Source organism: Cupriavidus basilensis OR16 (assembly GCF_000243095.1).
Classification (GTDB): Bacteria; Pseudomonadota; Gammaproteobacteria; order Burkholderiales; family Burkholderiaceae; genus Cupriavidus; species Cupriavidus basilensis_D.
In genome coordinates, this window is the sequence record NZ_AHJE01000069.1 from 34250 (window position 1) to 48849 (window position 14600).

Genomic DNA, 14600 nt, shown 5'->3' on the forward strand with positions numbered 1-14600 from the left:
CGCGCCGCCCCTGAGCCAGGTGGCGCGGGCAGGAAAGCTTCAGAACAAGAACCAAGACATAGGTAGCCGCAACGACCAACCAGGAGAGATCGATGCAAGGGAAGGCCACACTGAAGACCATGCTGCTTGGCGGCGTGCTTGCCACTTCGGCCATGACGATGTCCGCCGCGCGGGCGGACATCAAGTGGGACCTGCCGACCGGCTATCCGGTCAGCAACCTCCACACCGAAAACCTGCAGCAGATGGCCACCGACGTGGAGAAGGCCACCGGCGGCAAGCTCAAGATCGTGATCCACCCCAACGGCTCGCTGCTCAAGGCCAACGAGATCAAGCGCGGCGTGCAGACCGGCCAGGTGCAGATGGGCGAGATCCTGATGTCGCTGCTGGCCAACGAGAACCCTGTGTTCGGTGTGGACGCGGTCCCCTTCCTGGCGACCAGCTACCAGGACTCCTACAAGCTGTGGCAAGCCTCGCGCGCGGTCACCGACAAGGTGCTGGACAAGCAAGGCATGAAGCTGCTGTACGCGGTGGCCTGGCCCCCGCAAGGCATCTACGCCAACAAGCCGATCAACACAGCGGCGGACATGAAAGGCCTGAAGTGGCGCGCGTATAACCCCGCCACCTCCAAGATCGCGGAACTGGTGGGCGCGCAGCCCGTGACCATCCAGGCCGCCGACCTGGCCCAGGCGCTGGCTACCGGCACCGTGAATTCGTTCATGTCCTCGGGCGCCACGGGCGTGGACACCAAGGTGTGGGAGAGCGTGAAGTATTTCTACACCGTCGATGCCTGGCTGCCGAAGAACATGCTGGTGGTCAGCAAGAAGTCCTTCGCCGCGCTGGACAAGCCGACCCAGGATGCCCTGCTCAAGACAGTTGCCGAAGCCGAGAAGCGCGGCTGGCAGATCTCGGAGCAAAAGACGCGCGAATACCTGGCCGTGCTCGGCAAGAACGGCATGACGGTGCAGCCGCCCTCGCCCCAGTTGAAGCAGGACATGCAAAAGCTCGGCCAGGTGATGGTGGAAGAATGGGCCAAGGGCGCCGGCGATGACGGCAAGGCCATCCTGGACGCGTACAAGAAGTAAGCGTCACCGTCATTGCTGTAGTTGGTGCCGTAGTTGGTGCCGTAGCGGGAAACACGCGATCCATTTCTGGCCACGGCGGCGTTGCCCGCCGCCGTGGCCTTGCTTGCGCAGCCTCCCGCGCCTTCTTTTTCACCGCCTCACCCCTCCCCATTCGCCATGGAAGCTCCTTGCGTCAACAAGCGCTGGCTGGACCGGCTGCTTGACCTGTTCGCCGTGCTCGGCGCGCTCTGCATCCTCGGGGTCTGCCTGATCATGATCCTGATGTCCTTCTCGCGCGAGACCACGTTTATCTTCAAGGGCGGCGACGATATCGTTGCGTGGCTGTGCGCCGCCTCCGCCTTCCTCGTACTCGGCCAGACCTTCCAGCACGGCGGCATCGTCCGCGTGGAAATGCTGCTGGAGGCCGTCAAGCCGCGCGTGCGCTGGTGGCTGGAGCTGATCTCGCTGACCATCTGCGTGGTGTTCGCCGCCTACGCGACCTGGGCCTTGTTCAGCTTCGCCTGGCAGAGCTGGGAGATCGGCGATGTGTCGCAGGGCCAGATCGTGGTGCCGCTGTGGATTCCGCAGAGCTTTGCGGTGCTGGGCTGCGCCGGCTTCATGCTGGCGGTGCTGGATGAGCTGTTGCGCGTGGCGCGCAGGCAAAAGCCACGCTACCAGCTGGCGCAGGAAGCCAAGCTGGCCGCCGGCGACTTTGGGGAGACCGTGTGATGAGCACCGTCCTGATTTCCCTGATCCTGCTGGTGGTGATGATTGTCTTCCTGGTCATTGGCGCGTGGATTCCCGTGGCCATCGCCGTCACCTCCTGGGTGGGGCTGGTGGTGTTCGCCGAGCGCGATGCGCTGGTCAACCTGGCCAACGCGTGGTGGTCGTCCAGCGCCTCATACACGCTCGCCTCGCTGCCGCTCTTCGTGTGGATGGGCGAGATACTGTTTCGCACCAAGCTGTCCGAGCAGATGTTCAACGGGCTCTCGCCGTGGCTGAACTGGCTGCCCGGGCGCCTGATGCACGTCAACATCCTGGGCTGCGGCATCTTCGGCTCGGTGTCGGGCTCGTCCGCCGCCACCTGCGCCACCATCGCCAAGTCCGCGCTGCCCGAGCTGACCCGGCGCGGCTACGACGAGCGCGTCACGCTGGGCTCGCTGTCGTGCGCCGGCACGCTCGGCATCCTGATCCCGCCGTCGATCACCATGGTCGTCTATGCGGTCTCGGCCGACGTGTCGATCATCCGCGTGTTCCTGGCCGGCTTCCTGCCCGGCCTGCTGCTGATGCTGCTGTTTTCCGGCTATATCGTGGTGTGGGCACTGTCAAACCCGGACAAGACGCCGAAGGCGGAAGTGTTCAACTGGCGCTCGCGGCTCGCCTCGATCCGCCAGCTGATGCCGTGCATCGTGCTGATCGCCTTTATCACCTGGATCATGATCACCGGCTACTCCACCGCCACGGAAGCGGCTGCCTACGGCGTGGTGGCCTCGCTGGCGCTGGCGTGGGTGGGCGGCTCGCTCACGCGCAAGGCATTCTGGGAAAGCCTGATGTCGGCCACCCGGCTGACCGCCATGATCATGTTCGTGCTGGGCGCCACCTCGTTCCTGTCGGTGACCATGAGCTTTACGGGGATCCCGCGCGCGCTGGCGGAATGGGTGGCCTCGATGCACCTGTCGCCGTGGGCGCTGATCGCTGTGCTGACCGTGATCTATATCCTGCTGGGCACAGCGCTCGATGGCATTTCCATGATCGCGCTGACCACCGCCACGGTGCTGCCGATGGTGCAGGCGGCGGGCTTCGATCTGGTATGGTTCGGGATATTCATCGTGCTGCTGGTGGAGATCGCCGAGGTGACGCCACCCGTGGGATTCAACCTGTTTGTGCTGCAGAGCATGACAGGCAAGGACAGTAACTACATAGCGCGGGTCTCGCTGCCGTTCTTCATGATGATGGTGGTGGCCATCGGCATCGTCACCGTGTGGCCGGAAATCGTCACCTGGCTGCCCGACGTGGTGATGCAGAAAGAGTTGAAGTAAGCACGCTGAAGTCACGCGCTGAAGTCATCTACGGAGTGCCATGCATGTGATTGTCACATGCCGGGCAAGGTGCTGCGCAACCTCTTCGCCAGCACCTCGCCCATCCTGTTCCGGCCCAGCGCCGACCCGGCCATGTGGCGCTGGATTGCGCGCTGGCTGGGCGAATGCACGCTGAAAGCAACGCCAGCGCGCTGCGGCCGCTGCCGGACGGCAAGCTTTCGCTGGATCTGCGCGGCGTCGAGGCCGGCGATGTAGGCGATGCAGGCACTGCGCGCCAGACGCTCACCGCCGATCGCGTGCTGGTCAGCGCCGGCGTGGCCAGCGCCGCGTTGCTGCGCCCGCTGGGCCTGCGCCTTCCGCTCTATCCTGTCAAAGGCTATTCCGCCACCGTGCAGGTCAGCGACGAGCTGCAGGCGCCGCTGGGCGCGCTGATGGACGAATCCTACAAGGTGGCCATCACGCGCATGGGCAACCGCGTGCGGATCGCGGGCACCGCCGAGCTCGGCTCGCGCAAGCTCGACCTGCGCCCCGCGGCCATCAACACCTTGCTCAAGGTGGCGCGCGACTGGTTTCCCGTGATGGCATGCGGCTCCGGGCGCATCGCCGCGGACCTGATCGCAGGCAATCGCCCCGGCATCGACCTGGATGGCCTGACCCCCGACCGCTACGGCTTAGGCCCACGCTAACCATGCAAAGCTTTGCCCCGACTTCTCCCGCGCTGGCCGCTGTGCTGCCAGACCATGCCTGGCTGCCGCTGGACGCGGCGAGCGCCAGCGCTATCCCGCTGTACGACGTGGCGGCCATCCGCCGCATCGAAGCGGCCGCCATGGCCAGCCTGCCCGCCTTCGAACTGATGTCCCGGGCCGGCGCCGCGGCGGCGGCCTGGCTGGCGCACCACGCGCCAGCGGGCCCGCTGCTGCTGCTGGCCGGCCCGGGCAATAACGGCGGCGACGCGCTGGTAGCCGCCACCCGCCTGCACCAGGCCGGGCGCCAGGTCCAGGTGTGGCTGGCGGCCGAACCCGATCGCCTGCCCGCCGACGCCGGGCGTGCCTGGCTGGAGGCGCGCGCGGCCGGCGTGACACTGCATGCCGTGCCGGAGTCCGCCTGCCATGGCACCCTGCCGCCATTTCCGCCGGATACCTGCGCGCTGGTCGACGGCTTGTTCGGCATTGGCCTGAACCGCGCCGCCGATGGCTTCACGGCGCTGTGGATCGCGCACCTTGCCGAGTCCCGGCTGCCGGTGTTCGCGCTCGACATCCCGAGCGGGCTGTTCGCCGATACCGGCGCCGGCGCGCCGGCGGTACGCGCCTTGCGCACCCTCACCTTCATCGGCGCCAAGCCGGGCCTGCTCACGCTCGACGGGCGCGATTGCGCGGGCGAAGTCGACATCGCCCCGCTCGGCCTGTTCTACCCGCCGGCCCAGCCCGCCTGCGCCACGGCCAACGTGCCGGCGTCATTTGCCGCCGCACTGCCCGCGCGGCGCCATGCCACCAACAAGGGCACCTTCGGCTCGCTTGCCGTGATCGGCGGCGGCATCGGCATGACCGGCGCACCGCTGCTTGGCGCGCGTGCCGCGCAGCACCTTGGCGCCGGGCGCGTGCACATCGCTTTCCTGGCGCAGCCCGCGCCGCTGCTCGACCCCGTGCACCCGGAGCTGATGCTGCACCCGATCGCGGAGGTCGAGCTGACCAATATGTCCGCGCTGGTGATCGGCCCGGGCATCGGCACGGGCACGGCGGCGCGCAAGCAGCTGGCGCAGCTCCGCCGCCGAGCCGCCCGCGCTGGTGCTGGATGCCGATGCGCTGAACCTGCTGGCCGCGGACCCCGCGCTTGCCGCCATGCTTGGCGGCGGCCCGCCGGTGCGCGTGATGACGCCGCACCCGCTCGAAGCCGCGCGCCTGTGCGGCATCAGCGTGGCCGAGATCCAGCGCGACCGCCTGGCGGCGGCGCGCTCGCTGGCGGCCCAATGGCAAGCCGTGGTCGTGCTCAAGGGCTCGGGCACGGTGATCGCGTCGCCACCGGATGCGGGCGGCAGCGTGTCGTTATCGATCAACCCGACCGGCAACGCCGGGCTGGCCACCGCTGGCACCGGCGACGTGCTGGCCGGCATGATCGGCGCCCTGCTGGCCCAGGGCATGCCGGCGCTGCAGGCCGCGCAAGCCGCGGTCTGGCTGCATGGCCGTGCCGCCGACCACCTGGTGGCGCAGGGCACCGGCCCCGCGGGCCTGACCGCGAGCGAGCTCTACCTGCCGGTGCGCGACCTGTTCAATGCCCTGCTGCGGGCGCGGCAGGCATGAACAAGGCCACCGATGGCACTGGCCACCCGCAGGCGGCCAGCACCTCGCCGGCCCGGCGCCAGTTGCTCACCGGCGTTGCCCTGCTGGTGCTCGGCCAATGGATCCTCAGCCTGCTGGACGCCAGCAGCAAGACGCTGACCCAGCAGGGCCTGCCGGTGGTCGGCGTAGCCTGGGTACGCTACGTGGGCCACGTGGCCGCCATTTTCCTGCTGTTGGGGCCGGCGCGTTTCCGCCAGCAATGGCGCCCCGTGAAACCGGGCCTGCAATGGTTGCGTGGCGGGATGATGCTGGTTTCGACGCTGGTGTTCTTCAGCGTGCTCAAGCTGATGCCGCTGGCCGAGGCCACGGCGCTCAACTTCTGCGCGCCGTTGTTCGTGGTCGCGCTGTCGCCGTGGCTGCTGGGCGAGCGGCCCAGCGCGCATGCGCGCGTCAGCCGCTGGAGCGGTGTGGCGATCGGCTTTGCCGGCATGCTGGTCGTGGTGCGCCGGGCGGCGAGCTGAGCGGGGCCGGCATCGCGCTGGGCCTGCTGTCCGCCATGGTATTCGCGCTCATGCAGATGCTGACGCGGCGCATCGCCGCGCATGACGCGCCCATGACCACCTTGATCCAGAGCGGCTTTACCGGCGCGGCGCTAACCACCCTGCTGGTGCCCTTCTTCTGGTTCGATGCGGCGCCCACGCCCCTGCAAGCCTTGCTGCTGCTGAGCACCGGCATCACCGGCTCGATTGGGCACTATTTTGTGATTCGCGCGTTTCAATATGCGGATGCTTCATTCCTCAGCCCCTTCCTCTACCTGCAGATCCTGTCGGCGACGGCCATCGGCTACCTGGCGTTCGGCCAGTTACCGGACTGGATCACCGCGCTGGGCGTGGCAGTGATCTGCATGGGCGGCCTGTGCGTGGCGGGAGGGGAATCAGCGCTGCGCGCGGTCGCTCGCCGGCTGGCGCACGCGGGGTGATGTAAGAACAACGCCGATAGCGGGGACGAATGCGCCCGGCGAGGGATCCCCCCATAAGCACTAATGCCGACTTTTGCCGCCAAAACGCCGAGTCGTGCCAGAGGGGCGCGTTATACTTGACGGGATCCCGACGGTCGGACAGGGCCAGCCAGGCTGGCTGCCAGGGAGCATTGATTTCGAGCCGAAAAACCTAGCTTGACACGGTATTTCCGCTGTCCTTCAGAGAATTCCATACGCATGCCCACAGACCTCCACGCCTGGCACTCTCTCCTGCAACACCATGACGCCATTCGCGAAACGCCAATGCGCGAGTGGTTTGCCGCCGGCTCCGCGAAACAACGCGTCGAGCAGTTCTCACTGGAAGCCGCAGGCCTGTATCTCGATTACTCCAAGAACCGCATCACGCCGCAAACGATGGCGTTGCTGATGCAACTGGCGGATGAAGCCGGCGTGCCGAAGCGCCGCGATGCCATGTTTGCCGGCGACCACATCAATGCCACCGAGGACCGCGCGGTCCTGCACATCGCGCTGCGCGCCGGCGCAGGCGCGACGTTCAAGGTGGACGGCAAGCCCGTCATGCCCGCCATCCACGCCGTGCTGGACCGCATGCGCGTGTTCTCGGAGCGCGTGCGCAGCGGCGATTGGACCGGCTTCACCGGCAAGCGCATCACCGACGTCATCAACATCGGCATCGGCGGCTCGGATCTCGGCCCGCGCATGGTGTGCCGCGCGCTCTCGCACCTGGCCAGCAACGGCCCGCGCATGCATTTCGTCTCCAACGTGGACGGCACCGAACTGGCCGAATGCCTGGACCGGCTCGACCCGGAGCAGACCCTGGTGATCGTCTGCTCCAAGACCTTCACCACGCTCGAGACCATGGCCAACGCCTGCAGCGCGCGCCAGTGGTTCCTCGACAAAGGCGTGGCCCTCGCGGTGTCGACCAACGTGGAGGCGGTGCGCGCCTTCGGCATCGACCCGGCGCACATGTTCGAATTCTGGGACTGGATCGGCGGGCGTTTCTCGCTGTGGTCCTCGGTCGGGCTGTCGATTGCGCTGGCGGTGGGCTTCGATGCATTCGAGGACCTGCTGATCGGCGGCCGTGCCATGGATGAGCATTTCCGCAGCGCGCCGCTGGCACAGAACATGCCGGTAGTGCTCGGCATGCTCGGCATCTGGTACCGCAACTTCTTCGGCATGCCGACCAGTTGCATGGCGCCGTATTCCACCTCGCTCGAATTGTTCCCCGCCTTCCTGCAGCAGCTGGAAATGGAGAGCAACGGCAAATCGGTGCAGCTGGACGGCCGCCACGTGCGCGCCCATACCGCGCCAGTGGTCTGGGGCTCCGCCGGCACCAATGGCCAGCACGCCTATTTCCAGCTGATCCACCAGGGCTCGCAGATCGTACCGGTGGATTTCGTGGCGCCGCTGCGCCCGCCGCGCCTGCTGCCCGGTCATCACGCCAAGCTGCTGGCCAATTGCTTTGCGCAAGCTGAGGCGCTGATGCTGGGGCGCACCGCCGAGGCGCTGCGCGCCACCGGCCTCGCCGACGAGATCCGTATCGCCCATATGGTGTTCGAGGGCAACCGCCCGAGCAACACGCTGCTGATGGAAGACATCACGCCGCATACGCTAGGCGCGCTGATCGCGCTGTACGAGCATCGCACCTTCGTGCAAGGCGTGGTCTGGAACATCAACTCGTTCGACCAGTGGGGCGTGGAGCTCGGCAAGATCCTGGCCAAGCCGATCGAGGGCGAGCTGACCGATGCGGCAAAGGCGGCGGCCGGGCGGCACGATGCATCGACCGGCAGCCTGATTGCGCGGGCACGCGCGGTGCTCGGCAGCGCCTGACGCGGCGTTTTACTAAACCGGCGCGGTCATCCACTCGTCGCTGGCAACCCGGCCGGCTTCGATGGTCAGGATGCGCCCGCAGCGAGCCGCCACCGAGCGATCGTGCGTGACCAGCACCAGGGTGGAACCGGCATCGCGGTTCAGCTCGAACATCAACGCGATCACGGCCTCGCCAGTCGCCGTATCCAGGCTGCCGGTGGGCTCGTCGGCAAAGAGGATGTCGGGGCGGGCCACAAACGCCCGCGCCAGCGCCACGCGCTGCTGCTCGCCGCCGGAGAGCGTGCGCGGATAGTGTGAAAGGCGCCCGCTCAGCCCCACGCGGGCCAGCATGTCGGCGGCGCGCTCGCGCACGCCCGCGGTCTCTCCGCGCAACTCCAGTGGCAGCATGACGTTTTCCAGGGCGCTCAGGTGCCCGACCAGCTGGAACGACTGGAACACAAAGCCCACATGGCGCCCGCGCTGCGCGGCCCGCTGGTCTTCATCGAGCTGGAACAGGTCCTGCCCGTTGAGCTTGACGGTGCCCGTGGTGGGCAGGTCCAGGCCGGCCAGCAAGCCCAGCAGGGTTGACTTGCCCGAGCCGGATGCGCCGACAATGGCCAGTGTTTCGCCGGGCGTGACGGAAAACGACACGTCGTGCAAAATCGTCAGCGAACCTGTCGTGTCGGCTACGGTCTTTCCTAATGACTCGACTGCAAGAATGGATGAAGACATGAGCAAGAAGTTCTGGTGCGGTTGGCGAAAGCTGGCGCTGGCGGCGTGCGTGACCACGCTGCTGCCTGCAACGGCGTCGATGGCGCGTGCGGCGGCGCCCGCCATCCTGGTGCTGGGCGACAGCCTGTCCGCGGAGTATGGCCTGGCCCGCGATACAGGCTGGGTCAAGCTGATGGAGACGCGGCTGCGGACGGAGCGTTTCGATTATAGCGTCGTGAATGCCAGCATCAGCGGCGAGACCACGGTGGGCGGCAAGACACGCCTGCCCGACCTGCTGGCAAGGCACCACCCGGCCGTGGTCATCGTGGAGCTGGGCGCCAACGATGCCTTGCGCGGGCTGCCGCTGCAGGCCACCGAGGCCAACCTGCGCGGCATCGTCGCCAGCGCGCAGCAGGCCAAGGCCAGCGTGCTGCTGGTGGGGATGCGGATCCCGCCCAATTACGGGGTGGACTACACCGAGCGGTTCTTCTCGCTCTACCCCAAGGTGGCCGGCGAGTACAAGGTCCCGCTCGTGCCCTTCCTGCTGGAGCAGGTGATTGCCAGGCCAGAGTGGTTCCAGGCGGACCGCATCCATCCCACGGCGCAGGCGCAGGGCACGCTGCTCGATACCGTCTGGCCGCAGCTCAAGCCCTTGCTGAAGGCGCCGGCGGCCAAGATAGCTAACCGCTAATTGTCCGCGGCTTTGCCGTAAAGAGAAAGGCGCCCGAAGGCGCCTTTCTCTTTACGGCTGCGAGCAGCAGTATTACTGCGCGCCAGCGCCGCTGGCCGGACCCGCTTGCGTGGTGGTAGCGGGCTTGAGCAGCTTCACCTTGGCCCGGTCCTTCAGGCTTTCGTAGAAGGCCTCCAGCTGGCTCTGGCCGAGCATCTGGCCCAGTTGCTGCGCCTCGCCCTGGCGTTGCGCGGCATCCGCCTGCGCCGGTTGGCTGACCTTGCCGATGCGATAGATCGCGTAGCCGTCGGCGCCCAGGTCCACGCCGACATACGCGGGCAGCTTGGCGGTATCGGCACGCATCACGGCTTCGACCGCCTTCGGTGCCAGGCCATCGGCCTTGGCGCGCGAGACCGTTACCGGCGCGCCGAAGCCGTCAGCGGCGCCGCTCTTCTTCAGTGCATCGAGACGTTCCGCGCCCGCCTTGGCGGCAAGCTCGGCAGCCTGCTGCGCGATATAGCCTTCACGCACCTTGGCCTGCACGTCTTCGAACTTGCGCACCGTGGCCGGGCGGTAGTCGACGATGCGCGCCGCCACCAGCGTGGTGGGGCCAACCTGCACGGCCTCGGTGTTGCGCTTGTTCTTGACGGAGTCGTCGCTGAACAGCGCCTTGAGCAGCTTCTCGTTATTGAGCGGGTTTTGCGCGCCCAGGGCCGGGTTCGGCTGGCGGGTCACGTTGTCGGCGCTCTGGATCGTCAGCTTGAACTTGTCGGCGGCCGGCTTGAGGCTGTCGGACTGCTCATAGACCGTATTTCCAAACGTGTCGGCCAGCTCGGTGTACTTCTTGGCGGCGAGCTGCTTGCGCAACTCTACTTCCAGTTCGGTGCGGACCTGGTCAAGCGGCTTGGTCTCGGCCGGCTTGATGCCGGTGAGCTTGATGATGTGATAGCCGTAGTCGGTCTCGACCACGTCGCTGATCTGGCCATCCTTGAGCGCGTACATCGCGTCTTCGAACGGCTTGACCAGCGCGCCACGGCCCATGAAGCCGAGGTCGCCGCCCTTCTCCGCCGAACCCGGGTCCTGCGACTGCTTGCGGGCCACGTCGGCAAACGTCTCGGGATGCTTGCGCAGGTCCTCGAGCAGCTTGGTGGCTTTTTCCTTGGCAGCCTGGCGCTCTGCGGCCGGGGCTTCCTTGGGCGAGCCAATCAGGATATGGCTGGCGCGGCGCTGCTTATGGCTGGCGCGGCGCTGCTCGTCGGTACGAAAGCGCGCGATATTGCTGTCGTAATAGGACTTGAGCTCTTCGGGCGTGACCGGCGTCGATGCGGCCAATGCGTCGGCCGATAGCACCAGATATTCGACCTTGGCTTGCTCGGGCACCGAGAACGTTGCCTTGTGGCTTTCGTAGTACGCCTTCAGCGCGGCGTCATCCGGATTGACCTTGGCGATGAAATCGGCCGGCTTGATCTGCAGCGCCTGCACGTCGCGCTGCTGGTCGCGAATGGCGATCAGGCGGTCCAGCAAGGACTTCGGCACGAAGGCGGTAGCGCCAACGGAATTACCAAGCTGCTGCGTGGCCAGGTCGAAACGCATGCGCGCATCGAACTGCTCGGGCGTCATGCCTTGCTGGGCCAGCAGGCCGACATAGGCCTTGTCGTCGATCGTGCCGTCTTTCTTCTTCGGCAACTGGGCGATGGCGGGAATGCTGCTGATCGTCTCGAGCAGGCGTTCGTTGGAAACGGTCAGGTGTTTCTTGGCCACCTCATCCGCCACCACGCGCTGCAGGATCAGCTGGTCGAGCACCTGCTGACGTGCCTGCGCGCCCTCGAACTGGCGCGGGTCGTAGTTCGTGCCAAGCATCTGGCGCATGCGCTCGCTCTGGTCACGCACCACGTTATCCACTTCTTGCGCCGTGATGGCGCGGCCGTCGACCTTGGCAAGGTCGTGCGAGCTGTCCATGAAACGCGAGTAGCTCTCCACGCCGAAGAACACGAACGACGGGAAGACAAGCACCAGCAGCAGCAAAAGCATCAAGCGCCGGTTGTTGCGTACGAAATCAAGCATGCTGACTCAGGAAAAGGGTTGTACGAACGGCAAACTCCGGGATTCTATCAGGAGCGGCAGGCTTCACGCGATTTGCTGCCCTGCGGCGCAATTGGCGAGCTATATCTGCCCTTGCCAGGCGGGTGGTCCGGGGCACTGCAAACCGGAGCCGGTTCGATCAAAAACGGAGAGCGGAATTGGTAAAGCAATGAGAAACGCAAAAAGCAAAACGGGCCACTAAGGGCCCGTTTTGCTGACTGCTTGTTTGGCGGAGTGGACGGGACTCGAACCCGCGACCCCCGGCGTGACAGGCCGGTATTCTAACCAACTGAACTACCACTCCTGAATGGTTGCTACAGGATGCATCGGTGTGTCGGGCTTGTCTTGCGGCAGGAGCGATGGTGGGTGCTGAGGGGCTCGAACCCCCGACCTACGCCTTGTAAGGGCGCCGCTCTACCAACTGAGCTAAGCACCCGCTCGTACCGCAGCCGCACTGCATGCTGCAAGCATCGCCGCGCACATATCAGAGTAATTACTGCTGTTTGCGTTGCGAGGGCGCAAGTGTAATACAGCCCCTGGCGTTTTGCCAAGTATTCTTCGCGGGCATTTTTACAGACCGGGAAATGCACCTGCAAGCTGCGCAAAGTGATGCGGAACAGCAAGGCGGAATAGAAAAACGCCGCGGGGGACCCCCGCGGCGTTTTTCATGCGCTGCCAGGAAACTACGGCAGCATCAGCGAGACATCATCAGTGATGAATCATCTCGACCTTGGCAGCGCCCTTGTCCGCCACATCGGCAGGCTTGGCCACTTCTTCAGGCAGAGGCTCGGGCTTGCGCTCGAGCGCGAGTTCCAGGACCTTGTCGATCCAGCGCACCGGGATGATCTCGATGGCGTTCTTGACGTTGTCCGGAATCTCCGCAAGATCCTTCACGTTCTCTTCCGGGATCAGCACCAGCTTGATACCGCCGCGATGCGCTGCGAGCAGTTTCTCCTTGAGGCCGCCGATCGGCAGGACTTCGCCGCGCAGCGTGATCTCGCCGGTCATGGCCACATCGGCCCGCACCGGAATGCCCGTGAGCACCGACACCAGCGCCGTGGTCATCGCACCGCCTGCCGAAGGGCCATCCTTGGGGGTGGCGCCTTCAGGCACGTGGATGTGGATGTCGCGCTTCTCGAACATCTCGTCCGTAATGCCCAGACGACGTGCCCGCGAGCGCACCACCGAACGTGCCGCCTCGACCGATTCCTTCATCACGTCGCCCAGCGAACCGGTGCGGGTGATGTTGCCCTTGCCCGGCATGATCGCGGCTTCGATGGTCAGCAGATCGCCGCCCACTTCCGTCCACGCCAGACCGGTCACCTGGCCTACCTGGTTTTCCTTGCCGGCCAGGCCGAAGTCGTACTTGCGCACGCCAAGGAATTTGTCCAGGTTCTCCGACGCCACCTTGACCGTGCCCGTTTCCTTCTTGAGCAGCAGCAGCTTGACCACCTTGCGGGCGATCTTGGACACCTCACGCTCGAGCGAGCGGACGCCCGCCTCACGCGTGTAGTAGCGAATGATGTCGCGCAGGGCGTCTTCGTTCACTTCCATCTCGCCGGCCTTCAGACCATTGTTCTTGATCTGCTTGGGCAGCAGGTAGCGCTGGGCGATGTTGACCTTCTCTTCCTCGGTGTAACCCGACAGGCGGATCACTTCCATCCGGTCCAGCAACGGCGGCGGAATGTTGAGCGAATTGGAGGTCGCCACGAACATCACATCGGACAGGTCGAAATCGACCTCGATGTAATGGTCCTGGAACGTGTGGTTCTGTTCCGGGTCCAGCACCTCGAGCAATGCCGACGACGGATCGCCGCGGAAATCCATGCCCATCTTGTCGATCTCGTCGAGCAGGAAGAGCGGATTGCGATCCGCCGACATCGGTGACATCAGCTTGAGCTTCTTGAATTCGGCGTCGGCCTTCTTCTTGGCTTCCTTCGGCATGCGCGCAGCCTTGATGCGCTTGTCGAGTTCTTCCAGGTCGGCGCCCTCTTCGCCTTCGCCCAGTTCCTTCTGGATGGCCTTGACCTGCTCGTTGAGGTAGTACTCGCGCTGGCTCTTCTCCATCTGGCGCTTGACGCGGCCACGGATGCGCTTTTCCACCTGCAGGATGTCGATCTCGCCCTCGAGCTGCGACAGCAGGCTCTCCAGGCGTTCCGTGACATTGACCATCTCCAGGATCTTCTGCTTCTGCTCGAGCTTGATCGGCAGATGCGCGGCGATGGTGTCGGCCAGGCGGCCCGGCTCGTCGATGCCCGACAGCGAAGTCAGGATCTCGGGCGGGATCTTCTTGTTCAGCTTCACGTACTGGTCGAACTGCGACACGATGGCGCGACGCAGCGCCTCCGTCTCGGCGGTCTCGACCGGGCCGGCGGCACGGGCACGGCTTCGCACATGAAGTGCGATTCGTCTTCGCTCACTTCGCGGATATTCGCGCGCTGCGTGCCTTCCACCAGCACCTTGACGGTGCCGTCGGGCAGCTTGAGCATTTGCAGGATGTTGGCGATGCAGCCCACCTCATAGAGGTCATCGGCGGTCGGCTCATCCTTGGCCGCCGTTTCTGGGCCACAAGCATGATGCTTTTGCCCGCCTCCATCGCAGTTTCTAGCGCCTTGATGGACTTCGGACGTCCCACGAACAGTGGGATCACCATGTGCGGAAACACTACCACGTCGCGCAGCGGCAACAGTGGCAAGCGAATCGGCTCAGCCGGGAGGAGTTGTGTTCCGGACATCATTTTCCCCAGTCAGTCATTTAGGCGTAAATTGGGTCTCATGAATCGATTGCAAGACATCCTTTGCACGCGATTCGATGCTAGTTGCAAAATGCTGCTCCCCGCACTTGCTAGACCCGTCCAAACAGCATACCCCCGTTTCCTCCCCTTCGTTTTACGAAAATGAAGAAAAAAAGCCGCTCGCTTTTCGCGAACGGCCTCTCAGGACTCGCTGCCGGCCT

General features: G+C 65.4%; 10 protein-coding genes, 2 tRNA genes and 2 pseudogenes. 9 read left to right on the forward strand and 5 right to left on the reverse strand.

Annotated features, from left to right (window positions below):
• The first annotated feature begins 119 nt into the window (after nt 1–119).
• From OR16_RS24570 to pgi, 8 genes and pseudogenes are all read left to right on the forward strand, one after another.
• Nucleotides 120–1082, forward strand: coding sequence for a TRAP transporter substrate-binding protein (locus OR16_RS24570; RefSeq protein ID WP_043420929.1), 963 nt, complete (start codon nt 120–122; stop codon nt 1080–1082).
• 156 nt (nt 1083–1238) lie between these two features.
• Entirely contained in the window at nt 1239–1790 is a 552-nt protein-coding gene (locus tag OR16_RS24575; RefSeq protein ID WP_006160836.1) for a TRAP transporter small permease subunit, read from the forward strand.
• Nucleotides 1790–3100 carry a TRAP transporter large permease gene (locus tag OR16_RS24580; RefSeq protein WP_006160837.1) on the forward strand — a complete coding sequence of 437 codons (1311 nt, stop codon included), beginning with the start codon at nt 1790–1792 and terminating at the stop codon, nt 3098–3100. The genes OR16_RS24575 and OR16_RS24580 overlap by 1 nt, the downstream gene beginning before the upstream one ends.
• Nucleotides 3101–3264: 164 nt before the next feature.
• On the forward strand, nt 3265–3786 hold the full coding sequence (locus OR16_RS24585; protein ID WP_050983094.1) for an FAD-dependent oxidoreductase: 522 nt from the start codon (nt 3265–3267) through the stop codon (nt 3784–3786).
• 2 nt (nt 3787–3788) lie between these two features.
• A pseudogene (locus tag OR16_RS24590) lies at nt 3789–5397 on the forward strand (NAD(P)H-hydrate dehydratase).
• The gene (locus OR16_RS46295) at nt 5394–5897 is read left to right on the forward strand and encodes an EamA family transporter (RefSeq protein WP_237717205.1); all 504 of its coding nucleotides are present in this window, start codon (nt 5394–5396) and stop codon (nt 5895–5897) included. Before OR16_RS24590 ends, OR16_RS46295 begins: the two are co-directional and overlap by 4 nt.
• A 35-nt stretch (nt 5898–5932) precedes the next feature.
• A complete protein-coding gene (locus tag OR16_RS46300; RefSeq protein WP_237717206.1) occupies nt 5933–6355 on the forward strand; it encodes a DMT family transporter in 423 nt (140 codons plus the stop codon).
• 237 nt (nt 6356–6592) lie between these two features.
• Nucleotides 6593–8203, forward strand: coding sequence for a glucose-6-phosphate isomerase (gene pgi / locus OR16_RS24600; RefSeq protein WP_006160843.1), 1611 nt, complete (start codon nt 6593–6595; stop codon nt 8201–8203).
• A gap of 12 nt (nt 8204–8215) precedes the next feature.
• Here the strand turns inward: pgi and OR16_RS24605 are convergent, their stop codons facing one another.
• Nucleotides 8216–8914, reverse strand: a complete 699-nt coding sequence (locus OR16_RS24605; protein ID WP_006160846.1) for an ABC transporter ATP-binding protein — start codon at nt 8912–8914, stop codon at nt 8216–8218.
• On the opposite strand from OR16_RS24605, the gene OR16_RS24610 reads away from it, so the two are divergent.
• Nucleotides 8913–9584 (forward strand): arylesterase, encoded by a 672-nt coding sequence (locus OR16_RS24610; RefSeq protein ID WP_006160848.1) that lies wholly within the window; start codon nt 8913–8915, stop codon nt 9582–9584. The two genes, OR16_RS24605 and OR16_RS24610, sit on opposite strands and share 2 nt — an antisense overlap.
• 72 nt (nt 9585–9656) lie before the next feature.
• On the opposite strand, the gene OR16_RS24615 is transcribed toward OR16_RS24610, so the two are convergent.
• The 4 genes and pseudogenes from OR16_RS24615 to OR16_RS24630 all read right to left on the reverse strand — a co-directional run bounded on the left by OR16_RS24615 (nt 9657) and on the right by OR16_RS24630 (nt 14379).
• Nucleotides 9657–11627 (reverse strand): SurA N-terminal domain-containing protein, encoded by a 1971-nt coding sequence (locus OR16_RS24615; protein ID WP_006160852.1) that lies wholly within the window; start codon nt 11625–11627, stop codon nt 9657–9659.
• A gap of 245 nt (nt 11628–11872) precedes the next feature.
• A tRNA-Asp gene (locus OR16_RS24620) sits at nt 11873–11949 on the reverse strand.
• Between the two features lie 56 nt (nt 11950–12005).
• Nucleotides 12006–12081: transfer RNA gene (locus OR16_RS24625), tRNA-Val, on the reverse strand.
• 272 nt (nt 12082–12353) lie between these two features.
• Nucleotides 12354–14379 (reverse strand): annotated as a pseudogene (locus tag OR16_RS24630) (endopeptidase La).
• Nucleotides 14380–14600: the final 221 nt, after the last annotated feature.

Coding starts and splice junctions, on each gene's coding strand:
- OR16_RS46295 (WP_237717205.1), top strand. CDS start 5,394: ATGAACAAGGCCACCGATGGCACTGGCCACCCGCAGGCGGCCAGCACC.
- OR16_RS24605 (WP_006160846.1), bottom strand. CDS start 8,914: ATGTCTTCATCCATTCTTGCAGTCGAGTCATTAGGAAAGACCGTAGCC.
- OR16_RS24610 (WP_006160848.1), top strand. CDS start 8,913: ATGAGCAAGAAGTTCTGGTGCGGTTGGCGAAAGCTGGCGCTGGCGGCG.
- OR16_RS24585 (WP_050983094.1), top strand. CDS start 3,265: ATGCACGCTGAAAGCAACGCCAGCGCGCTGCGGCCGCTGCCGGACGGC.
- pgi (WP_006160843.1), top strand. CDS start 6,593: ATGCCCACAGACCTCCACGCCTGGCACTCTCTCCTGCAACACCATGAC.
- OR16_RS24580 (WP_006160837.1), top strand. CDS start 1,790: ATGAGCACCGTCCTGATTTCCCTGATCCTGCTGGTGGTGATGATTGTC.
- OR16_RS24615 (WP_006160852.1), bottom strand. CDS start 11,627: ATGCTTGATTTCGTACGCAACAACCGGCGCTTGATGCTTTTGCTGCTG.
- OR16_RS24575 (WP_006160836.1), top strand. CDS start 1,239: ATGGAAGCTCCTTGCGTCAACAAGCGCTGGCTGGACCGGCTGCTTGAC.
- OR16_RS24570 (WP_043420929.1), top strand. CDS start 120: ATGCTGCTTGGCGGCGTGCTTGCCACTTCGGCCATGACGATGTCCGCC.
- OR16_RS46300 (WP_237717206.1), top strand. CDS start 5,933: ATGGTATTCGCGCTCATGCAGATGCTGACGCGGCGCATCGCCGCGCAT.